The organism is Streptomyces sp. NPDC018000 (assembly GCF_044328025.1).
Classification (GTDB): domain Bacteria; phylum Actinomycetota; class Actinomycetes; order Streptomycetales; family Streptomycetaceae; genus Streptomyces.
The window spans coordinates 805,868-828,121 of sequence record NZ_JBIRGM010000001.1; the positions used below are offsets into that span (position 1 = coordinate 805,868).

Genomic DNA, 22,254 nt, shown 5'->3' on the forward strand with positions numbered 1-22,254 from the left:
GACCGATATCTCAACCATGAGGACTGGTCACGTGAAGGCTCTCGTACTGTCCGGAGGGGCCGGCACCCGCCTGCGTCCCATCACACACACCTCGGCCAAGCAACTGGTGCCCGTGGCGAACAAGCCCGTGCTGTTCTACGGCCTCGAAGCCATCGCGGAAGCGGGCATCACCGAAGTCGGCATCATCGTGGGCGACACCGCTCAGGAGATCCGCGAGGCGGTCGGCGACGGTTCCCGGCTCGGCATCGACGTCACGTACATCCCGCAGGACGAGCCGCTCGGCCTCGCCCATGCGGTGCTGATCGCCCGTGACTTCCTGGGGGACGACGATTTCGTCATGTACCTCGGTGACAACTTCATCGTCGGCGGGATCACCGGTCTGGTGGAGGAGTTCCGCACGGACAGGCCCGATGCGCAGATCCTGCTGACCCAGGTGCCCGATCCGACCGCCTTCGGTGTCGCGGAGCTCGACGCCGAAGGCCGGGTGGCGGCCCTGGAGGAGAAGCCGAAGGAGCCCAAGAGCGATCTGGCGCTCGTCGGCGTCTACCTCTTCACCCCCGCCATCCACGAGGCCGTCCGCTCGATCGAGCCCTCCTGGCGCGGCGAGCTGGAGATCACGCACGCCATCCAGTGGCTGATCGACCAGAAGCGCGACGTCCGTTCCACCACGATCCGCGGGTACTGGAAGGACACCGGCAATGTCACCGACATGCTGGAGGTCAACCGGACCGTCCTGGAGACCGTCGAGCCGTCCTGCGACGAGGCCGAGGTCGACGAGGCGAGCGAGATCATCGGCCGGGTGCGGATCGAGGCGGGCGCCAAGGTCAGCGGCAGCCGCATCGTCGGGCCCGCGATCATCGGCGCCCGGTCGGTGATCAGCGGCGCGTACGTCGGTCCGTTCACATCGGTCTCGGAGGACTGCCGGATCGAGGACAGCGAGATCGAATACTCCATCGTTCTGCGGGGCGCATCCATCGCCGGTGTACGCCGCGTGGAGGCCTCGCTCATCGGCCGTGACGTCGAAGTGACCCCCGCGCCCCGTTCCCCGTCCGCCCACCGACTCGTACTCGGCGACCACAGCAAGGTGCAGATCTCTTCATGACCACCAACATTCTGGTGACCGGCGGCGCCGGCTTCATCGGCTCGCACTATGTCCGCACGGTGCTCGGCCCCGAGGGCCCCGGCGACATCGCCGTCACCGTGCTTGACAAGCTCACTTACGCGGGCAACCCGGCCAACCTCGACGAGGTGCGCGACCACCCCGGTTTCAGCTTCGTGCAGGGCGACATCTGCGACCCCGAGCTGGTCTCCGAGCTGATGGCCGAGCACGACCAGGTGGTGCACTTCGCCGCCGAGTCCCACGTGGACCGCTCCATCGACGGCGGCGCCGAATTCGTCCGTACGAACGTCGTGGGCACCCACACCCTGATCCACGCCGCGCACCAGGCCGGGATCAAGACCTTTGTGCACATCTCGACCGACGAGGTCTACGGCTCGATCGACAAGGGTTCCTGGCCCGAGGCCGACCCGCTCGCGCCCAACTCGCCGTACTCCGCGGCCAAGGCGTCCAGCGACCTGATCGCGCTCTCGTACCACCGCACCCACGGCCTCGACGTGAGGGTGACCCGCTGCTCCAACAACTACGGGCACCACCACTTCCCCGAGAAGGTCATCCCGCTCTTCGTCACCAACCTGCTGGACGGCAGGAAGGTTCCGCTGTACGGCGACGGCGCCAACGTCCGCGACTGGCTGCACATCGACGACCACGTCCAGGGCATCGAACTGGTCCGTACGAAGGGCCGGGCCGGCGAGATCTACAACATCGGCGGTGGCACCGAACTCTCCAACAAGGAGCTCACCGGCCTGCTGCTGGACGCCTGCGGCGCCGACTGGGACACCAGCGTCACCTATGTCGAGGACCGCAAGGGCCACGACCGCCGCTACTCGGTCGACTGCACCAAGATCCGTGAGGAGCTCGGCTACGAGCCCCGCAAGGACTTCCGCACCGGCCTCGCCGAGACCGTGCAGTGGTATCGCGACAACCGCGCCTGGTGGGAGCCGCTGAAGGGCCGGGCCGCGCTGTGAGCGCCGTCTGGCTGGTCACCGGGGCCGCCGGGATGCTGGGCCAGGACGTCCTGGCCCGGCTCGCCGGTGAGGACGTCACCGCGGTCGCCGCGGACCGCGCGGCCATGGACATCGCCAACCCCGGGTCGGTGCGTGCCGGCTTCGAGAAGTACCGTCCCGCCGTCGTGGTGAACTGCGCCGCCTGGACCGCCGTCGATGACGCCGAGTCCCAGGAGGACGCCGCACTGCGGGTCAACGGCACGGGCCCCGAGGTCCTCGCCGCGGCCTGCCGCGAACACGGAGCCGTCCTCCTCCAGGTCTCGACCGACTACGTCTTCGCCGGGGACGGCGGGAAGCCGTACGCCGAGGACGACCCCACCGGGCCGCGCAGCGCCTACGGCCGCACCAAACTGGCCGGCGAGCAGGCCGTGCTGGACATCCTGCCGGACACCGGTTACGTGGTCCGTACCGCCTGGCTGTACGGCGCGGGCGGCGGCAACTTCGTCCGTACGATGATCAAGCTGGAAGGCGTCAAGGACACCCTCGACGTGGTGGACGACCAGCGCGGACAGCCCACCTGGACCGTCGATCTGGCCGACCGGCTGGTCCGGCTCGGACAGGCCGCCCTGGCGGGAACCGCACCCGCGGGCGTCTATCACGGCACCAGCGGCGGCGGGACGACCTGGTTCGGCTTCACCCGGGAGATCTTCCGGCTGCTCGGCACCGACCCGGCGCGCGTCCGCCCCACGACCAGCGAGGCCTTCGTGCGGCCGGCGCCCCGGCCTGCTTTCAGCGTGCTGGGACACGACCGCTGGGCGGCGGCAGGGATCGAACCGATCCGGGACTGGCGGGCGGCGCTGGAAGAGGCAATTCCGGCACTCCTTGCAGTAGAGCGGTCATGATCATCGAATGATCGTACTGATAGTCAAATCCCGTCGAATTCCAAAGATGTGAACAAGGAGGGTTTATATAGGGGGGAACGCTTACATCGCAGGGCGGTCATGCGGTAACTTCGCCGGGCACCAGACCAGTTGGTTTCCTCCGAAGGGCTGCTCCACGTGAACCGCCATGACTTTCTGCGTCATTTGCACCGCGTCTACCGTCCTCGGAACTATTTGGAAATCGGAGTCAACGACGGCAGGAGCCTGGCACTCTCGCGGGTGCCCTCCGTCGCCGTCGATCCCGCCTTCCGGGTGGTGACGGACATCAGCTGCGACGTCCACCTGGTCAAGGCGACGAGCGACGGCTTCTTCGCCCGCAAGGACCCGCTGCTGCACCTGCGCAACGGCCGCAACCCGTTCCGCGCCCTCGCCCGCCGCGATCCGCTCAATGTGCTCGGCGGGGACCCGAAGCTGGAGCTCGCCTTCATCGACGGCATGCACCTCTTCGAGTACGCCCTGCGCGACTTCATGAACGTCGAGAAGCACGCCCGCTGGTCGAGCGTGATCGTGCTGGACGACATGCTGCCGCGCGATGTCGACGAGGCGGCCCGCGACCGGCACACCGACGCCTGGACGGGAGACGTCTACAAGGTGGCGACCGTGCTGCGGCGCTTCCGCCCCGACCTGACCGTGGTTGAGGTCGACACCCAGCCCACGGGCATCGTCCTGGTCTTCGGCGCCGACCCGGACAGCGCGGTGCTGAAGAACGCGTACGACGAGATCATCGAGGAATACGTCCTGCCCGACCCGCAGGCCGTCCCCGACGAGGTGCTGGTACGCAAGAACGCCGTACAGCCCGAGGCGCTGCTCGGAGCCGCTTTCTGGCCCTCGCTGGTCCGTGCCCGTAACCTGCGCCGTCCGCGCTCGGCCTACGCGCCGCTGCGCCGCCGGATCGAGTCGCTGACCGGATGAGCCGCGGGCGCCGGGCAGGGAGGAACGACCCGAGATCATGTCGGGCCGTTCCGATGGCGCTTCGGGATAGCCTGATGCGCACATGTTCCCAGGGTGATGAGACGCCGGGGCCTTTCCTCTCTTTTTGGGGCTAACTGCATGTCCGTCAAGGTCAGTGTCGTCATTCCGGTGTACAACCCGGGCGAGTACATCGAGGACTGCATCTCCTCTTTGCTGCGGCAGAGCCTGCCGGACGACGAGTACGAGGCCATCTTCGTCGACGACGGCTCCACCGATGCCACCCCGGCGCGGCTGGACGAGATTGCCGCCGCGTACCCCCACATGCATGTCATCCACCAGGAATCCTCGGGCTGGTCGGGGAAGCCCCGTAACGTCGGCACTGCCGCAGCCCGGGGCGAGTTCATCATGTACGTCGACAACGACGACTGGCTGGGCGACGAGGCGCTGGAGCGCATGTACAACTACGGCGTCGAGAACGATGCCGACGTCATCATCGGCAAAATGGCCGGAAAAGGCCGTCCGGTACCGGTGGAACTCTTCCGGACGAACCGTCCGCGCGCCCGCGTCTCCAATGCCCCGCTCATGGACAGCCTCACGCCGCACAAGATGTTCCGCAAGGAATTCCTGGAGAGCAACGGCATCCGCTTCCGAGAGGGTCGTCGGCGCCTGGAGGACCATGTCTTCGTAGTCGAGACCTACCTGCTCGCCTCCAATATCTCGGTCCTCAGCGACTACCTGTGCTACTACCACATCAAACGTGAGGACGCCTCGAACGCCGGTTTCCAGCGCTTCGACCCGGTCGGCTATTACAAGAACCTCCGGGAAGCCCTCGACATCGTTGAAAAGCACACGGATCCGGGCCCGCTCCGTGACAGCATGTACCGTCGCTGGCTACGCAACGAGATGGTCGAGCGCCTTCGTGGCAAGCGTCTGTTGCAGCTGCCGGAGGATTACCGTCAGGAGTTGTTCACCGAGATCCGGGGTGTCGTCACCGAGCGATTCGGTCCCGGTGTCGCGGAGAAGATGCAGCCCACCCAGCAGATCGTCGCCGCGCTCGTCGTGGACGACCGCCTTGCCGAGATCGAAGAACTGGCCCGCTGGGAATCCGGGATCAAGCCCACGGGCTTCCTGGAATCCCTGAAATGGGACGGCGGGGCGCTCAGGGCGGCCTTCACCGCCGAGTACCAGGCTGACGGCGAACCGATGACTTTCCGGACCGAGGGCGACAAGGCCCTGCTGAACCCGCCCCTGGCACAGGACACCCTGGACGCCATTGCGGGGCTCGGCGTCAGCACTCTCGCGACCGTCGACGGCTCCAAGGTCGATCTGGTCGTACGGGAACGAACCACCGCCGCGGCGTTCTTCCAGCCGGTCGACTTCACCCGGGAGCGGATCCCCTCCGACGACGGGACCACGTTCCGGCTGGTACTTCGGGCCGAGGCGACGATCGACCCGGAGACCGCAGCCAACGGTGCACCGCTGGGCGACGGCATCTGGGACGTACTGATCCGGATCAGCTCGTGCGGATGGACCAAGGAGGCGCGCCTCGGATCGGCCCGTGCCGAGGAAATCGAGAGCGGCCGACGCGGTGCCCTGAGCGGTGAGCCCAGGCGGCTGGTCCTGCCGTACTGGACCGAGCCGCACGGCAACCTCTCTCTCGACGTGGACCTTGCCACCAGCCGGTTCGACCGTGACCTCAAGAGCCTCACCCCGCAGGACGCGGTCCTGGAGGATGGCAAGATCGAGCTGCCCGTACCCATCGCGACGAACCGCGATGCCGGTACCGAGAGCGCTGCACTCCGCTTCAAGGCCGTGTCCGGTGGCGGTCAGGCCGAAACCGTCGCGACTCTCGCACCGGGCCCCGCCGGAGCCACGCTCTCCGCACAGCTTCCGGAAGGTCTGAGCACCGGGCGGTCCTGGAGCATCGAGCTCGGCCTGCCGTCCGCCAAACGGGGCAAGCCCCGTTGGGCCGAGCTTCCGGTTGCCCTCGGCGTCGCCGCCGAAGGAACGGTGTCCATGACCACGGCGGTCAAGGCAGCCGGGGCATCCAAGAGGTCCGCCGGTCCCGCACCGAAGAGGTCTTGGGCGCGGCGCGTGGCGGGCCGTATCAAGCGGGCCTTGGTCAAGTAGTCCCACCGCCCCGCAGCCACTCCACAACAACCGGCATCGCCTTGCAGTGAGAAAGCAGAACAGCATGCGACCTCTGTCCATCGAAGGCGCCTGGGTCCACGAACCGAAGGTCTTCCCCGACGACCGCGGCAGCTTCCACGAGTGGTTCCGTGACGGGGATTTCCGTGAGGCCACCGGCCATGACCTCAGCCTGGTCCAGGCGAACTGCTCCGTTTCCCGTCGAGGGACCCTGCGCGGCCTCCACTTCGCGGATGTGCCGCCCAGCCAGGCCAAGTACGTCAAGTGCGTACGCGGTGCCGTCCTGGACGTCGTCGTCGACGTCAGGGTCGGCTCCCCGACCTACAAGCGGTGGGAGATCGTCCGTCTCGACGACCGGAACCATCATGCGGTCTATCTCTCGGAGGGCCTTGGCCACGGCTTCTTCGCCCTGACCGACGACGCGACCGTGGTCTACCTCTGTTCCGAGGGGTACGCGCCCGAGCGGGAGCACGGTCTCAATCCGCTCGATCCCGATCTGGCCATCGCCTGGCCCGAGGACGTCGCACCGCTGCTTTCCCCCAAGGACGATCAGGCGCCGACCCTCGCCGAGGCCGAGCAGCAGGGGCTCCTGCCCCGCTACGAGGACTGCGTTTCCTTCCGGGAGCAGCTGCGAGCACGCTGAACGGGGCGTGGGATGCGCGGCGGTCCGCGTATCCCACGCTTCGAAACAGAAGGGCGTCCCGACCGGCCGCTCGCGTAGCCTGACTGGCTGAAGACTCCGCCGCCTCGGAACGGGAACAGCACGTGGCAAGAGCCAGGCAGGGCGTCACAGAGGCCCGCAGAATCGTCGTCAAGGTCGGTTCCTCATCCCTCACCACCGCGGCGGGCGGCCTCGACGCCGACCGTGTGGACGCGCTCGTCGATGTACTCGCCAGGGTGAGGAGCGGCGGGGAGCGCGAGATCGTCCTCGTCTCCAGCGGCGCCATCGCGGCCGGGCTCGCCCCGCTCGGGCTGCACCGCCGGCCCAAGGACCTGGCCAGACAGCAGGCCGCGGCCAGCGTCGGGCAGGGACTGCTCGTCGCCCGCTACACCGCCTCCTTCGCGCGTTACGGCGTACGCGTCGGCCAGGTGCTGCTCACCAGCAACGACACCAGCCGCCGCGCCCACTACCGCAACGCCTACCGCACCCTCGACCAGCTCCTGGACATGGGTGCGCTCCCGATCGTCAACGAGAACGACACCGTCGCCACCGACGAGATCCGGTTCGGTGACAACGACCGGCTCGCCGCGCTCGTCGCCCATCTTGTCCGTGCCGATCTGCTGGTCCTCCTCTCGGACGTGGACGGCCTCTACGACGGCGACCCCAGCACCCCGGGCACCTCACGGGTCGCCGAAGTGGCCGGCCCCGAGGATCTCGCGGGTGTCACCATCGGCAGCGCGGGGAAGGCGGGCGTCGGCACCGGTGGCATGGTCACCAAGGTCGAGGCCGCCCGGATCGCCACGGCCGCCGGAGTCCCGGTCGTCCTCACCTCGGCGAGCCGGGCCGCCGACGCCCTGGCCGGACGCGACACCGGTACGTACTTCCACCGCACCGGACGCCGCTCGGCGGACCGGCTGCTCTGGCTCGCCCACGCCTCCACCCCGCAGGGCTCGCTGACCCTCGACGACGGGGCCGTACAGGCGGTCGTCGAGCGGCACAGCTCGCTGTTGCCCGCCGGAATCGCGGCGATCGAGGGGGAGTTCACCGCGGGCGACCCGGTGGAACTGCGCGACCTCGAAGGCCAACCCGTGGCCCGCGGACTCGTCAACTTCGACTCCAAGGAGATCCCGCAACTGCTCGGCCGATCCACCCGCGACCTGGCACGGGAACTCGGTCCTGCATATGAACGCGAGGTCGTACACAGGGACGATCTCGTCGTCCTGAACCCCTGACAGACCCCCTGAAACGGCTGAAAGTCCAGCCTCGCGGCAGAGACCTTCAGGAAAACCGCCCCATCGTCGGCCGAGGACTGGTCAACTTTGTAGCGGGGACACAGCGGGGTACAGCACAGCAATCGCATTCACAGGAGGCCGCCGGTGAGACGAGCGCGCCCGGGGGCGCCGCCCCGAGGAACGGGTGGCCGGGCCCTGACCAGCGTCGGAGCAGGTGTCGGCTTCGACGGGAGCCGGTCCATGGACCGCAGGGACGACCGGACCACCGGGCCCGAGCCGACGGTGGCGAAGGAGGAGCGCACCCCGTCGAGACTCTGGCACATCACGCTCAGTGTCTCGGGTGTCGCGATTCCACTGAAGGAGGTCAGACGCGGTCTCGAACAGCTCGCACACGACCATCCCTTCCTGCTGACCAGCCGGTACGCCAACGACCACGCGGAGATCCGCTACTGGGAAGAGGCCCGCGATCTGCACGATGCGGCGGCCGTCGCACTGCGGCTGTGGGGGGAACACCGCTCCACCGCCGGGCTTCCGCCCTGGGAGATCGTCGGCCTGGAAGTCATCGACCGCGAGACGTACCACCAGCGCGTCGCCGAGGGATACGGGCCGCCCCCGGCCGCCCCGGTCGGCGTGCACCCGTACTGAGCGCGGCGGCGGCCCCGGGCCAGTTGTCTCGCATCACGGGATACGTGACGAATGCCCGCAGTGTGCGCACTACTCTGCGGGCATGACCACGCTCTCGCCGTACGACAACATGTCCCCGGTCGCCCAGGCCGCCTACCGAGCACGCTCTGCCGCCTCCGACATCGCACCGCTGCCGCGCGCAGCGAAGGACGACGCGCTGCTGGCGATCGCGGACGCGCTGGAAGTGCGAACGGGCGAGATCGTCGCGGCCAATGCCGAGGACGTCGCCCGCGCCCGCGAGGCCGGGACCAGCGAGTCGATCGTCGACCGGCTCACCCTCACCCCGGACCGGATCCGCGCCATCGCCGCCGATGTGCGGGACGTCGCGGCGCTGCCCGACCCGGTGGGCGAGGTCGTCCGCGGCTCGACCCTGCCCAACGGCATCGACCTGCGACAGGTACGGGTGCCGCTCGGAGTGGTCGGGATCATCTACGAGGCCCGGCCCAATGTGACGGTCGACGCCGCGGCCCTCTGCCTGAAGTCGGGGAACGCCGTCCTGCTGCGCGGCTCGTCCTCCGCGTACGCCTCCAATGTCGCGCTCGTACGGGTGCTGCGCGACGCGATCGGCGGCTCCGGCCTTCCGGCCGACGCGGTGCAGCTGGTGCCGGGCGAGAGCCGCGACTCGGTACGGGAACTGATGCGGGCCCGCGGCCTCGTCGACGTCCTCATCCCGCGCGGCGGCGCCTCGCTGATCCGCACAGTGGTCGAGGAGTCCACCGTTCCGGTCATCGAGACCGGCACCGGCAACTGCCATGTGTACGTGGACGCGCAGACCGACCTCGACATGGCCGTCGACATCCTGATCAACTCCAAGGCGCAGCGCCCGAGCGTCTGCAACGCGGCCGAGACGCTCCTGGTCCACAAGGACATCGCCGCGGACTTCCTGCCACGGGCACTGGACGCGCTGGCCGACGCCGGGGTGACCGTGCACGCCGACGAGCGGGCCCTCCGATACGCCGAGGGGTCCAGGGCCACCGTGGTGGCGGCGACGCCGGAGGACTGGGAGACCGAGTACCTCTCGTACGACATCGCCGCGGCCGTCGTGGAGTCGCTGGACGCTGCCGTCGCTCACATCCGTCTCTGGTCCTCCGGCCACACCGAGGCGATCGTGACCACCTCCCAGGCCGCGGCCCGCCGCTTCACCCAGTTGGTCGACTCCACGACGGTGGCCGTGAACGCGTCGACGCGTTTCACCGACGGCGGTCAGTTCGGCTTTGGCGCCGAGATCGGCATCTCCACGCAGAAGCTGCACGCCAGGGGCCCGATGGGCCTGCCGGAGCTGACCTCGACGAAGTACATCGTCACGGGCGACGGCCACGTGCGGTGACTGTCCGGTCGGTGAATGTTGCGGGCTCCCTGCCCAGAACCACCCGGCGGGGCTAGTCTGGAGCTGTGCCGGACGACGTGGGGGGCAGGCCGTTCCCGGAGGGCTGGGAGCCCGACGACGACCGCGGGGGCGCGGACGAGGACTTCGCCTCCGCGGTATTCGACGAGGATTTCGTACGGGCCGCCGAGATCCATGAACCCACCGCCGTGGAGCGACTTCTGGCGGCTGCGGAGGCGCGCGCCGAGGCCGAGGCGTCCCGGGCGCGGTCGGGCGGCGGTCCGCCGGACGACGAGCTCCATGACGAGGGGCGCGGACCGCGCGGCGCATACGGCCGGGGGAGCGCCTGCAGCGACCCGCTGGACCCCGAGGACGACGCGTACGGCAGCGGCCCCTACGGTCGCCACGGCGGTGTCCTGCGCCCCTATCGGGGTGCTGCGCGCTGGCACCGGCCTGTGGCCTGGCTGCTCGCCGTGCTGATGGGTATCGGGATGGTCGCGCTGGCCTTCAGCGCCGTCTACCGCAACACCTCGGGCAACCGCCAGGACCCCGCCCCGCCGCCCGCCACCACCGGCGTGGACAGCTCCCCCGGCCCCGTCCCCAGCGCCATCCCGTCGGCCTCGGCCGGCTATACCCGCCCCACGGTCTCAGTGGGGCCGCGCCCGAGCTGAGGCCGGCCGGGGTCCGGGGCAACTCTTGGACGGCTCTCTCGCGGCTGGGCGTTTACCCCGGTCGTAATCGACCTACCCTGAAGATGTGACCCCTCTCTCCGAGGGGGCTTCTCACTCGTCCGTACATGCGCAGTCATGCGACGTGATGCGAATGACGGGTCGGCCGTGTCCGAAGCCATTCGGCCGAAGCAGAGCGAAGCGTTTCGGCCCCGGTCGGTGACGTGGAGTCGGGAGAAGTCATGGCAGACCGCGGAGAACCACCAGAAGGTCCGCCCGAGAGCGCGCCGGGCGGCGGTGAGGACGAATACCGCTCACTCGTCTTCGACGAGTCGTTCGTGCGTGCTGCCCGGCTGAAGGAATTCTCTGCCCAGGAACGCATGGGGGACCACGCCCGTGCCGTACGCAGCCTCCCGGCCCGGGGCTTCCGTGCCGGCTCCAAAGCCGCCATCGCCCTGGTGCTCCTGATCGCCCTGGCCTTCGGAGCAGCCGTGTACATGGGTTTCCGTCACCCCTACCAGGCGCCCGTCGGCAGAAGGGCCGAACCTCTGAGATCGATCGTCGTACCCCTGGCCCCTCAGGGTGCGGTACCCGGCGGAACCGCCGCCGACCTCCTCGCGAAGAGCCCCGCAGCACACTTCGAATCAGGCGCCGCAGGCATCGACCTGCCTGCGATCCGAGGGACGGACAACTTCTCGGACAGCCAGGTGGCGACGGCCCTGACAACGGTCAGGGACTACCTGGTGGCGTCTTCGCTCGACCCCGACGTCCTCACCGGAGACGCGGTGCGGCCGGTGCAACAACTGCTCGCCCCTGACCAGATGGCCCAGTTCGACCGCAGCATGAGCCGGCCGGACGACGACGGACAGCATGCCGCGACCGGCTGGCTGGTGCGCTTCGACCCGACGAAGGTGGCACTGGCTGCTCCGGACATACGGGTCCGGGGCACCCTGAGTTACACGGAGGCGGGGTCCGACACCCTGGAGGTGGTGTCGGACCACACCTTCACATACACGCTCCGCCCGGCGGCCCCAGGGCCCCAACGGGCAGGCGGAGCCTCGCTCTTCACCGTACGGCGCGAGCTGCACTTCCGCTTCGACCGGGAAGACCTGCGGCTGCACCGGCTGGAGCTGCGCACCAGCTATGTACAGGCGGGGCCGCAGGTGTGCCCGGCAGACACCGCGGGTGCGCTGCGACCGCTGCTCGCCGGGCAGCACGCCGTCTCCCGCAGCCCCGCGGGCACCGACCCGTACGCGACGGACCGGCCCACGGCGGCGGTCTGCGGGACACTGACGGTCAGCTCCCGGCAGTCCCCGACTCATCAGAGTTCCGAGACTCCTGGCGCCCCGCAGGGCCGTCCGTAGCGCCGCCCTTGCCGGCTGAGCCCCCGCCGCCTTGACCGGTGAACTTGTCGCGGAGCTTGCCGCCCAGGTCCCCAGCTCCCCCCGCTATGTCGCCGACCAGCTTCATCAGCGGATCCTTGCTGGTGCGCACCGTGTCCGCGTAGTGCGCCGCGGACTCCCGGAAGGAGTCCGTCACCGAGGTGTCCTTGTCCTCGTCGCGCCGCGGGTAGTGGCCGTCCATGATCCGCTGGTAGTCGCGGGTCTCGGACCACTTCTTCAGCTCGGCCGCGCGCACCGTGGTGAAGGGGTGCGAGCGGGGCAGCAGATTGAGGATCTTGAGCACCGAGTCGCGCAGATCGCCGCCCTTCTCGTACTCGTCGGCCTGGGCGAGGAAGGCGTCCACATTCATCTCGTGCAGATGATTGCCGCCCGCGATCTTCATCAGGCCGCGCATCGATGCCTGCAGATCCTGCCCGACCAACAACCCCGCCCGGTCTGCCGACAGCTCCGACTTGCGGAACCACTCGCGCAGTGCCGTCACGATCGCCATGATCGCGACATTGCCGAGCGGGATCCAGGCGACCTTCAACGCGATATTGGTGAGGAACAGCAGAATCGTGCGGTACACGGCGTGGCCGGAGAGGGCGTGTCCCACCTCGTGGCCGATGACGGCCCGCATCTCCTCCTCGTCGAGCAGCTCCACCAGCCCCGTCGTCACCACGATGATCGGCTCGTCGAGACCGATGCACATGGCATTGGGCTGCGGGTCCTGGTTGATGTACATCGGCGGGACCTTCTCCAGGTCCAGGATGTAACAGGCATCCCTCAGCATGGCGTTGAGATGCGCGAACTGTGCGTCACTGACCCGGACGGAGTCGGAGAGGAAGAGCAGTCGCAGGCTGCGCTCGGGCAGCAGACCGCTCAGTGTCCTGAACACGGTGTCGAAACCGCTCAGCTTGCGCAGGGCCACCAGGGCCGAGCGGTCCGCCGGGTGTTCATAGGCCCGTGACGAGATCCCTGCGAAACGCCTGCGCTGCCTGCTCGGCACGCTCTCGTGGCTCTCGTGGCTGCGTTCGGTCATGAATGGGCCCCCTGTTCGTACGAGACGTCGCTCGCCCCCTGACAAATCCCAGCGTAGGTGCTGGGGCTACGGTGTGCGGGGGGCTGTGGACAACTGAGGAGACGCCCGACATGCCGCATACCGTTGCTCTGCTCGCCACTGCATCCGAGGATCAGGGGCCTGGCAACACACTCCGCCTCGTGCTGCTCGCCTCCCTCGTCGGAGCTGTCCTGCTCGGCTGGTTCCTGCTGCGCGGATACCGCAACGACGACAACAACGACTGAGTCGGCGTGAGCGTGCCCGGGGCGCCCGCATACGATGTGCGCGACGTCTTCCTTCCGACTCCCGATCGATAGGTCCTGCCGAAGATGAGCCTCACGAGCACTGCACACCAGCTGGTCACTCTCGCCGCCGAGGGCGGCGAGCACGGTGGCAACCACGAAAGCCTCAGCCCGTTTGTCACCGGGGGCGGTGCCCTCGTCGGGCTGCTGCTCCTGCTGTGGATCACCACTCGCTTCAACCGCGACCGCTGAGGCGGAGGCGTACAGCTGTGCCAGTAGGCTCTGCACGCATGGGAGAGCAGGAAGTGCCTACCGGCCGCGGAAAGCGCCGAATCGGCGTGATGGGCGGGACGTTTGACCCGATTCATCATGGACACCTGGTGGCGGCCAGCGAAGTGGCCGCCCAGTTCCACCTCGACGAGGTGATCTTCGTTCCGACCGGGCAGCCGTGGCAGAAGAGTCACAAGCACGTCTCCCCGGCCGAGGACCGCTATCTGATGACGGTCATCGCGACGGCGTCCAACCCGCAGTTCTCGGTCAGCCGGAGCGACATCGACCGCAGCGGGCCGACATACACCATCGATACGCTGCGGGACCTGCGCGCGATCCATGGCGACGCGGACCTTTTCTTCATCACCGGCGCCGACGCACTCTCCCAGATCCTCACCTGGCGGGATGCCGACGAACTGTTCTCGCTCTCCCACTTCATCGGTGTGACGCGGCCGGGGCATCTGCTCACGGACCCCGGGCTGCCGGAGGGCGGGGTCTCCCTCGTGGAGGTGCCCGCGCTCGCGATCTCGTCCACGGACTGCCGTGAGAGGGTCGCGAAGGGCGAGCCGGTCTGGTACTTGGTGCCGGACGGTGTGGTCCGCTACATCGACAAGCGCCAGCTGTACCGCGGCGAATGAGCCACGCAGAGGGGCACCGGTGAACGACCGACAAAACCCGTACGACCCGTACTACCAGCAGCCGCAGATCATCGGCTACGACGAGTACGGGCAGCCGGTGTATCAGCAGGCCGGGCAGCAGGCGTACGACCCGTATGCACCTCAGCAGCAGTCGTATCAGGCCGACCAGGCGTACGGATACGACCCGTACGCCCAGCCTCAGCAACCGCAGTCCGTGCAGCAGCCGTACGACCCGTACGCCTCCCAGCAGCACCCGCAGCAAGAGGCATACGGTGGCCAGCAGCCCCAGCAACAGGCATACGGTGGCTATGACAGCTATGGCTACGACACCACCCAACAGCCCGCCGCGGTCGACACCACCCAGCAATGGAACATCCCGCAGCAGGCTTCCGCGCAGCCGTCGCCGCCCGCACCCGCGCCGCCCCGGCAGGAACCCGAGCCCGAACCCGAGCCCGGCTTCGGGGACGGTCCGGAACCGGCCGTCCCCGGGCAGCGCCGAGCCGACCACGACTACCGGACCGAGCAGTTCTCCTTCATCGAGGAGCCCGACGACGACTCCGAAGACGTCATCGACTGGCTGAAGTTCACCGAGAGCCGTAGCGAGCGGCGCGAAGAGGCACGGCGTCGCGGCCGCAACCGTACGGTCGCGCTGATAGTTGTGGTGGTCCTGGTCGTGGTCGGCGGTGTCGGCTACCTCTGGTCCGCTGATAAGTTCCCCGGCCTCTCCGGCTCGGAGAAGGACAGCGCTGCATCGACGGGTCCGCAGCGGCGTGACGTCATCGTGGTCCATCTGCACGACACCAAGAAGGGCGGCACCTCCACGGCGCTGCTCGTCGACAATGTGACGGCCAAACAGGGGACCACGGTCCTGCTCCCCAACTCGCTCGCGCTCTCCGACGACGAGGGCGGCACGACCACCCTCGGCAAGTCCGTCGAGGACGACGGCACCACCGGCACCCGGGATTCCATCGACGCACTGCTCGGCACCAAGATCAGCGGCACGTGGCGGATCGACACCCCCTATCTGGAGACTCTCGTCGACCTGGTCGGCAACATCGAGGTCGATACCGACACCGAAGTGCCCGACACGAAGAAGGGCGCTTCCCCTCTGGTGAAGAAGGGCGAGGCGCAGACCCTCAGCGGCCGGACGGCCGTCGCGTACGCCACCTACCGGGCACCCGGTGAGGCAGAGGCGAAGCAGCTCATGCGGTTCGGGGAGGTCATGCGGGGCGTTCTGCGGAAGATCTCGAACGACCCGAAGGCCGCCACGGTCACCGTGCAGACGTTGGGGCAGATCCTCGACCCGTCGCTCCCCGAGAAGGACCTCGGTGCCTCGCTGGCGAAGCTCGCCGAGCACGCCAAGGTCGGCGACTACAAGACGGCACTGCTGCCGGTGCAGGCCGACGGTACCCTCACCGACGCGGCCACCGAGAGCTTTGTCAAGGACATCCTGGGCGGCACGGCGAAGGCTCCGGACGCCGGTGCGGCGGTGCGGGTCGGGATCAAGAACGCCACCGGCGACGAGGACGGCACGGAGTCCGCCCGGATCAAGCTGCACAACGGCGGCTATGCCTTCGTCGGCGGCGGAACGGCCGAGACCGCGGCCCTGTCGGAGGTCGTCTACAAGACCGCGGCGGACAAGGACAAGGCGACGCAGGTCGCCAAGACCCTTGGCCTGCCGACGAGCGCGCTGAAGCAGGGCAAGCCCGCCGCGAACGCGGATGTGTCCGTCGTGCTCGGCCAGGACTACGAGATCAAATGACCGGGACCGCACCGCCAGGATGATGTCGATTCGATCTGCGATCGTTCGCTGTGTGGGCTGTCGGCGGTCCGTGAGACCCTAGGGGTTGATCTGACCGCCGACGAAAGCCTGCTTGTGACCGCCACGGACCGCTCCATCGAGCTCATCAACGCCGCCGCTCAGGCGGCCGCCGACCGGCTCGCGCACGACATCATTGCGTACGACGTCAGCGACGTGCTGTCGATCACAGACGCCTTCCTGCTGGCTTCAGCCCCCAACGACCGCCAGGTCAAGTCGATCGTCGACGAGATCGAGGAGCGGCTCCAGAAGGAGCTCGGCGCCAAGCCGGTACGCCGTGAGGGCGACCGCGACGCGCGCTGGATCCTCCTCGACTACGTCGACATCGTCATCCACGTCCAGCACAGCGAGGAGCGGGTCTTCTACGCGCTGGAGCGCCTCTGGAAGGACTGCCCCGAGATCGCGCTCCCCGAGGACGCCGTCAAGACCCGAGGCAAGGCCGCGGAGCACGCTCAGCTCACCGGCAGTACGGAAGGTGAGCAGAGCTGAACAGCAGCGGAAGCGGCAGGGGCCGCAGGATCGTCCTCTGGCGACACGGCCAGACGGCATGGAATCTGGAGCGCCGTTTCCAGGGCTCCACGGACATCGCGCTCACCGAGGCCGGCGTCGGGCAGGCCCAGCGGGCCGCCCGGCTGCTCGCCCCGCTGAAGCCGGATGCGATCGTCGCCTCCGATCTGCAGCGGGCGGCGGCCACGGCCGCCGAGCTCGCCGCGATCACCGGCCTCGAAGTGGCGCACGACGCGGGACTGCGTGAAACCTACGCGGGCGCCTGGCAGGGCCTCACCCACGAGGAGATCGTCGGGCTGTACGGCGAGCAGTACGCCGCATGGAAGCGCGGCGAGCCCGTGCGCCGCGGCGGCGGTGAACTGGAGACCGAGGTTGCCGACCGGGCCGCCCCGGTCGTACTCGGACACGCCGACAAACTGCCCGACAGCGGCACGCTCGTCGTGGTCAGCCACGGCGGCACCATCCGCACCACCATCGGTCGGCTGCTGGGCCTGGAGGCGCACCACTGGGAAGGACTCGGCGGGCTCTCCAACTGCTGCTGGTCGGTGCTGGGCGAGGGCGCGCGGGGCTGGCGCCTGCTGGAGCACAATGCCGGCACGCTGCCGGAGCCGGTGCTCGGCGACGACACGTAGAAGCGCCAGGGCCAAGGAGTGCCAGGGCCTGCCTGTGGGGCGGGCCGGACGGCGCTCGGAGGCCACCTCCGGGCGGCGTCGGCCGGATTTCACTTTCTGGCTGGTCACAGGCTAAAGTTCTTCTTGTTCGCAGCGCAGAAACGCAGGGAAACACAGCGAACAGCGGGGCTATAGCTCAGTTGGTAGAGCGCCTGCATGGCATGCAGGAGGTCAGGAGTTCAATTCTCCTTAGCTCCACAATCAAGATCCCGTCCCCACCAGGGGGCGGGATCTTCGCGTTCTTCCGGATTGCCTGGCCCTCGGTTGCTTCTGGCTGCCCGACCGCCCTGACCGTGCGTCCGGTCAGGCTTCCCGGCGTCGCCGCAGCATCCACAGCGCATTGCGTATACCCGTTCGTGCTTCTTCGGGGACGCCGGCGCTGCTCGACATCTTCATCGTCAACGTCGCCGCCCCGACGATCCGGAGCGAACTCGGTGCCTCCGGAGCCGGATTGCAGGCGGTCAACGCGGGCTTCCTCTTCGCGATGACGCTGCACGTCCAGGGCGGTCTGGGCTACTCGGCGCTGCGCGCGGGGCTGATGTTCGCACCGACCGCGCTGGCGTTCGGTGCGATCGGGCTGACCTGGCGCCGGTGGCACGCGAGGCTCCAAGGGGCTTTGGTTCCGGGCGGGTTCGCCATTGGCGCTGGGCTTCAGTCCCACTCTTACAGGGGTGTTGGCGAACGTACGTCCGGAGAATGCGGCTGATGCGAGCGGTGTGTTGGTGACCGTCACCCAACTCGGACAGCTGACCGGCGTCGCGACATTCGGCACGCTTTATCTCAACCGCCTTGATACGCCAGGGGTGCAGGCATCGGCGCATGCCCTGTGGGCATGCGCTCTCGCACTGGCGGTGGCCGCGATCGCAGGTGCGTCGGCGGGTCTTTTGTGGCGTCGGTGACCGGCCGGATGTCCGGCGAGCTGACCCCCTTGCGGGGTCATGGCAGAATCGGACCGCCGGAGGGGGCGACGGACCGAACGGGAGGGAGCGCGCGATGCCTGCGAGCCGCCACGAGGTCCCGGGCCTGCTCCTTGTCCCCGAACGCCGCGCCCGCGCCGGTCGTCCTGCCGCTGATCCGTTCCATGCGGTCCGAGTGCTCGGCGGGAGCGGCGGAGTCTCCTGCGTGTGCACCACCCGCGGTCAAAGCCGGAGCTGACGCATGGGTGCACACAGGCGGAAGTGCGACTGGTGCGGCAGTGGTACGCCCATCGTCAGGGACATGGATCCGATCAATCCCGAGTACCAGTACTGGTGCGAGGAGTGCGCGCGGGCGCTGATCATAAAGGGCGACCCGATCGAGACCTATCGGGAGCTGGAGGGGGAACCGATCTACGGGCGGCTGCTGGAGGAGCACTGCACGCTGAAGCGCTTCTACTCCTTCGCCACTGCGTGAACCCCACCGTCACTTGACCTGGTGCCGCGACCGGCAAGGTCCAACCCCGTCGCGGCACTGGATGCCGCAAAATCGGTCAAATCCGCGCGGATTGGAAACGATTTGGTGGAGCGGCGGGGTCACCGGTAATGTTCTCGATGTCGCCACGGGGAACCGGGCGGCGCACCGCACGGGGCTATAGCTCAGTTGGTAGAGCGCCTGCATGGCATGCAGGAGGTCAGGAGTTCAATTCTCCTTAGCTCCACAGTGAAGAAATGAGAAGCGGGTCATCCTCACAGGGTGACCCGCTTCTCATATACGTAGGTGCGCATGGCCCGGCACGGCATGTCGAGTCGCCCCATACCGGCCAGTACGGGCGTTGATCGGTCGGCCCGGTGGGGGGCCGGTACGCAGAGTGACCTTCGTTTCCCGGACGTTTCCGTCGTGCGGTCGCTCCCGCCGCTTCACCCTCGGACCGCACGGGGCCGGGCCGGCGCCGGGCCCGTGCGGTACCCTGACGCCATGCGTGCCGTACGCCTTCTGCTTAGCGAGCCGCGCTGATCAGTCCCGACCGGTGAGAATGCCTGGTCGGAATCGGCGCGGCGTCCCCTCCTGTGCGAGGGGATTTTTCGTTTCCGTAGACGCGTGTCCGTAGACGTGGGCGCCGGCAGATGACGATCGATGGAGCTTTGAGGATCATGAGCGAGACGAATTCCGCAGCCGAGACGGCTGCGCCGCACCGCTATACGGCGGCGATGGCCGCCGACATCGAGGCACGCTGGCAGGACTTCTGGGACGCCGAGGGCACGTACGAGGCGCCGAATCCGACCGGTGATCTGGCGGGCAGTCCGGAACTGGCCGCCAAGCCGAAGAAGTTCATCATGGACATGTTCCCGTACCCCTCGGGTGCGGGCCTGCACGTCGGACACCCGCTGGGCTACATCGCCACCGATGTCTTCGCCCGCCACCAGCGGATGACCGGGCACAACGTGCTGCACACCCTGGGCTTCGACGCCTTCGGCCTGCCCGCGGAGCAGTACGCCGTGCAGACCGGCACACACCCGCGGGTCTCCACCGAGGCCAACATCGAGAACATGACCGCCCAGCTGCGCCGGCTGGGCCTGGGCCATGACAAGCGCCGCTCGTTCGCCACGATCGAGTCGGAGTACTACAAGTGGACGCAGTGGATCTTCCTGCAGATCTTCAACTCCTGGTACGACACCGAGGCCGACCGGGCCCGCCCGATCGCCGAGCTGGTCGCACAGTTCGAGAGCGGCTCGCGTCCCACCCCGGACGGCCGTGACTGGAGTGCGCTGAGCGCAGTCGAGCGCGCGGACGTCCTGGGCGAGTACCGCCTGGCATACGCCTCCGACGCGCCGGTCAACTGGTCGCCGGGCCTGGGCACCGTACTGGCCAATGAAGAGGTGACGGCCGACGGCCGCTCCGAGCGCGGCAACTTCCCCGTCTTCAAGGCCAAGCTGCGCCAGTGGAACATGCGCATCACCGCCTACGCCGATCGGCTGCTCAACGACCTGGACGGCCTGGACTGGCCCGAGGCGATCAAGCTGCAGCAGCGCAACTGGATCGGGCGTTCCGAAGGCGCGCGCGTCGACTTCCCGGTCGACGGCGCGGGCGACATCACCGTCTTCACCACCCGCCAGGACACCCTGTTCGGGGCCACCTACATGGTGCTGGCGCCCGAGCACGAGCTGGTGGAGCGGATCGTTCCGGCTGCCTGGCCGGAGGGCACCCACCCGGTGTGGACCGGCGGACACGCCACCCCGGCCGAGGCCGTTGCCGCGTACCGCAAGCTGGCCGCCGCGAAGTCCGATGTGGAGCGGCAGGCCGAGGCCAAGGACAAGACCGGCGTCTTCACCGGTGCGTATGCGACCAACCCGGTCAGCGGCGAGAAGGTCCCCGTCTTCATCGCCGACTACGTCCTGATGGGGTACGGGACCGGCGCGATCATGGCCGTACCGGCGCACGACGCGCGCGACTTCGCCTTCGCGCGCGCCTTCGAGCTGCCGATGCGCTGTGTCGTCGAGCCGTCGGACGACCGCGGCACGGATCCCTCGACGTGGGACGACGCCTTCGATTCGTACGAAGCGAAGCTGGTCAACTCCGCCAATGACGAGATCGCGCTGAACGGTCTGGGCGTCGTCGACGCCAAGGCGAGGATCACCGAGTGGCTGAAGGCGCACGGCGTCGGCGAGGGCACCGTCAACTTCCGGCTGCGCGACTGGCTGTTCAGCCGCCAGCGTTACTGGGGCGAGCCCTTCCCGATCGTCTACGACGAGGACGGCGTCGCCCACGCGCTGCCCGAGTCGATGCTGCCCCTGGAACTGCCGGAGGTCGACGACTACTCGCCGCGCACCTTCGACCCCGAGGACGCCGACACCCAGCCCGAGACCCCGCTGTCCCGGAACGCCGACTGGGTCAACGTCACCCTGGACCTGGGCGACGGCAACGGCCCGAAGAAGTACCGCCGTGAGACCAACACCATGCCCAACTGGGCGGGCTCCTGCTGGTACGAGCTGCGTTACCTGGACCCGAGGAACGACCAGAAGCTGGTCGACCCCGCGATCGAGCAGTACTGGATGGGCCCGCGCGAGGGGCAGCCGACCGGGGGTGTCGACCTGTACATCGGCGGCCAGGAGCATGCCGTACTGCACCTGCTGTACGCCCGCTTCTGGTCCAAGGTGCTGCACGACCTGGGGCACATCTCGTCCGCCGAGCCGTTCCACAAGCTGTACAACCAGGGCATGATCCAGGCGTTCGTCTACCGGGACAGCCGCGGCATCGCGGTCCCGGCGGCCGAGGTCGAGGAGCGGGACGGAAACTTCTACCACCAGGGCGAGAAGGTCAGCCGCGTCCTGGGCAAGATGGGCAAGTCCCTGAAGAACGCCGTCACACCGGACGAGATCTGCGCCGAGTACGGAGCGGACACGCTGCGCCTGTACGAGATGGCGATGGGGCCTCTGGACGTGTCGCGGCCGTGGGACACGCGTGCGGTCGTCGGTCAGTACCGGCTGCTGCAGCGGCTGTGGCGCAACGTCGTGGACGAGGAGACCGGTGAGGTCACCGTCGTCGACACGGAGCCGGGGGAGGAGACTCTGCGGGCGCTGCACAAGGCGATCGACGGGGTCGGCCAGGACATGGCCGGGATGCGCTTCAACACGGCCATCGCCAAGGTCACCGAGCTGAACAACCACCTGACCAAGGCGGGCGGCCCGCTGTCCCGGAGTGTCGCCGAGTCACTGGTGCTGCTGGTGGCGCCGCTGGCGCCGCACATCGCCGAGGAGCTGTGGCGCCGGCTGGGCCACACCGAGTCGGTCGTGCACCAGGACTTCCCGGTCGCCGACCCGGCGTATGTCGTGGACGAGACCGTGACCTGCGTCGTGCAGGTCAAGGGCAAGGTCAAGGCGCGTCTGGAGATCTCCCCGTCGATTGCGGACGAGGAGCTGGAAGCACTGGCCCTGGCCGACCCTGCCGTGGTCGCGGCGCTGGACGGTGCGGGGATCCGCAAGGTGATCGTGCGCGCGCCGAAGCTGGTAAACATCGTTCCCGCGTGACGCCGCTGATCGTCCCGCGTGAGGGTGCTCATCGTTCCCGCGGGGCGGTCGTCGCGTAGTTGCTGTCCGCTGTACGGCGGTGTGGGGG

The 22,254-nt window shown here is 68.4% G+C and carries 20 protein-coding genes, 2 tRNA genes and 1 pseudogene; 22 read left to right on the top strand and 1 reads right to left on the bottom strand.

What is annotated here, in order from left to right; all coding sequences use genetic code 11:
• Nucleotides 1-31 precede the first annotated feature (31 nt).
• The 11 genes from ACH4EW_RS03820 to ACH4EW_RS03870 all read left to right on the top strand — a co-directional run bounded on the left by ACH4EW_RS03820 (nt 32) and on the right by ACH4EW_RS03870 (nt 11,998).
• A complete protein-coding gene (locus tag ACH4EW_RS03820; protein WP_398250854.1) occupies nt 32-1,102 on the top strand; it encodes a glucose-1-phosphate thymidylyltransferase in 1,071 nt (356 codons plus the stop codon).
• Nucleotides 1,099-2,085 carry a dTDP-glucose 4,6-dehydratase gene (gene rfbB / locus ACH4EW_RS03825; RefSeq protein ID WP_398250857.1) on the top strand — a complete coding sequence of 329 codons (987 nt, stop codon included), beginning with the start codon at nt 1,099-1,101 and terminating at the stop codon, nt 2,083-2,085. The genes ACH4EW_RS03820 and rfbB overlap by 4 nt, the downstream gene beginning before the upstream one ends.
• The gene (rfbD, locus tag ACH4EW_RS03830; RefSeq protein ID WP_398250859.1) at nt 2,082-2,966 is read left to right on the top strand and encodes a dTDP-4-dehydrorhamnose reductase; all 885 of its coding nucleotides are present in this window, start codon (nt 2,082-2,084) and stop codon (nt 2,964-2,966) included. The genes rfbB and rfbD overlap by 4 nt, the downstream gene beginning before the upstream one ends.
• Before the next feature lie 156 nt (nt 2,967-3,122).
• Nucleotides 3,123-3,917 (top strand): class I SAM-dependent methyltransferase, encoded by a 795-nt coding sequence (locus ACH4EW_RS03835; protein ID WP_398250862.1) that lies wholly within the window; start codon nt 3,123-3,125, stop codon nt 3,915-3,917.
• A 138-nt stretch (nt 3,918-4,055) separates the two neighbouring features.
• On the top strand, nt 4,056-6,047 hold the full coding sequence (locus tag ACH4EW_RS03840; protein ID WP_398250864.1) for a glycosyltransferase family 2 protein: 1,992 nt from the start codon (nt 4,056-4,058) through the stop codon (nt 6,045-6,047).
• A gap of 64 nt (nt 6,048-6,111) precedes the next feature.
• On the top strand, nt 6,112-6,708 hold the full coding sequence (rfbC, locus tag ACH4EW_RS03845; RefSeq protein ID WP_398250867.1) for a dTDP-4-dehydrorhamnose 3,5-epimerase: 597 nt from the start codon (nt 6,112-6,114) through the stop codon (nt 6,706-6,708).
• A 122-nt stretch (nt 6,709-6,830) separates the two neighbouring features.
• Complete coding sequence (gene proB / locus ACH4EW_RS03850; RefSeq protein WP_398250870.1) at nt 6,831-7,958, top strand: glutamate 5-kinase; 1,128 nt, start codon at nt 6,831-6,833, stop codon at nt 7,956-7,958.
• 144 nt (nt 7,959-8,102) lie between these two features.
• Entirely contained in the window at nt 8,103-8,603 is a 501-nt protein-coding gene (locus ACH4EW_RS03855) for a hypothetical protein (protein ID WP_398250873.1), read from the top strand.
• An 82-nt stretch (nt 8,604-8,685) separates the two neighbouring features.
• The gene (locus ACH4EW_RS03860) at nt 8,686-9,969 is read left to right on the top strand and encodes a glutamate-5-semialdehyde dehydrogenase (RefSeq protein WP_398250876.1); all 1,284 of its coding nucleotides are present in this window, start codon (nt 8,686-8,688) and stop codon (nt 9,967-9,969) included.
• Between the two features lie 65 nt (nt 9,970-10,034).
• Nucleotides 10,035-10,637 (top strand): hypothetical protein, encoded by a 603-nt coding sequence (locus tag ACH4EW_RS03865; RefSeq protein ID WP_398250879.1) that lies wholly within the window; start codon nt 10,035-10,037, stop codon nt 10,635-10,637.
• Nucleotides 10,638-10,876: 239 nt separating this feature from the next.
• Complete coding sequence (locus tag ACH4EW_RS03870; protein ID WP_398250882.1) at nt 10,877-11,998, top strand: hypothetical protein; 1,122 nt, start codon at nt 10,877-10,879, stop codon at nt 11,996-11,998.
• Here ACH4EW_RS03870 and ACH4EW_RS03875 read toward each other — a convergent pair.
• Complete coding sequence (locus ACH4EW_RS03875; protein WP_398250885.1) at nt 11,931-13,058, bottom strand: M48 family metallopeptidase; 1,128 nt, start codon at nt 13,056-13,058, stop codon at nt 11,931-11,933. The genes ACH4EW_RS03870 and ACH4EW_RS03875 overlap by 68 nt on opposite strands.
• A gap of 110 nt (nt 13,059-13,168) precedes the next feature.
• Between ACH4EW_RS03875 and ACH4EW_RS03880 the strand changes: the two genes are divergently transcribed.
• The 11 genes and pseudogenes from ACH4EW_RS03880 to leuS all read left to right on the top strand — a co-directional run bounded on the left by ACH4EW_RS03880 (nt 13,169) and on the right by leuS (nt 22,166).
• Nucleotides 13,169-13,321 (top strand): hypothetical protein, encoded by a 153-nt coding sequence (locus tag ACH4EW_RS03880; RefSeq protein ID WP_398250888.1) that lies wholly within the window; start codon nt 13,169-13,171, stop codon nt 13,319-13,321.
• An 84-nt stretch (nt 13,322-13,405) separates the two neighbouring features.
• Entirely contained in the window at nt 13,406-13,570 is a 165-nt protein-coding gene (locus ACH4EW_RS03885) for a hypothetical protein (RefSeq protein ID WP_398250891.1), read from the top strand.
• Nucleotides 13,571-13,608: 38 nt separating this feature from the next.
• Nucleotides 13,609-14,226, top strand: coding sequence for a nicotinate-nucleotide adenylyltransferase (gene nadD / locus ACH4EW_RS03890; RefSeq protein WP_398250894.1), 618 nt, complete (start codon nt 13,609-13,611; stop codon nt 14,224-14,226).
• Nucleotides 14,227-14,245: 19 nt separating this feature from the next.
• On the top strand, nt 14,246-15,988 hold the full coding sequence (locus tag ACH4EW_RS03895) for a LytR C-terminal domain-containing protein (RefSeq protein ID WP_398250897.1): 1,743 nt from the start codon (nt 14,246-14,248) through the stop codon (nt 15,986-15,988).
• A 114-nt stretch (nt 15,989-16,102) separates the two neighbouring features.
• Nucleotides 16,103-16,534 carry a ribosome silencing factor gene (gene rsfS / locus ACH4EW_RS03900; protein WP_266361561.1) on the top strand — a complete coding sequence of 144 codons (432 nt, stop codon included), beginning with the start codon at nt 16,103-16,105 and terminating at the stop codon, nt 16,532-16,534.
• A complete protein-coding gene (locus ACH4EW_RS03905) occupies nt 16,531-17,184 on the top strand; it encodes a histidine phosphatase family protein (RefSeq protein ID WP_398251275.1) in 654 nt (217 codons plus the stop codon). The genes rsfS and ACH4EW_RS03905 overlap by 4 nt, the downstream gene beginning before the upstream one ends.
• Before the next feature lie 164 nt (nt 17,185-17,348).
• Nucleotides 17,349-17,421: transfer RNA gene (locus tag ACH4EW_RS03910), tRNA-Ala, on the top strand.
• Nucleotides 17,422-17,674: 253 nt separating this feature from the next.
• Nucleotides 17,675-18,122, top strand: a pseudogene (locus ACH4EW_RS03915) (MFS transporter); the annotation flags it as partial.
• 259 nt (nt 18,123-18,381) lie between these two features.
• The gene (locus ACH4EW_RS03920; protein WP_015608461.1) at nt 18,382-18,615 is read left to right on the top strand and encodes a hypothetical protein; all 234 of its coding nucleotides are present in this window, start codon (nt 18,382-18,384) and stop codon (nt 18,613-18,615) included.
• Nucleotides 18,616-18,786: 171 nt separating this feature from the next.
• A tRNA-Ala gene (locus ACH4EW_RS03925) sits at nt 18,787-18,859 on the top strand.
• Between the two features lie 433 nt (nt 18,860-19,292).
• A complete protein-coding gene (leuS, locus tag ACH4EW_RS03930) occupies nt 19,293-22,166 on the top strand; it encodes a leucine--tRNA ligase (RefSeq protein WP_398250901.1) in 2,874 nt (957 codons plus the stop codon).
• The last annotated feature ends 88 nt before the right edge of the window (nt 22,167-22,254 follow it).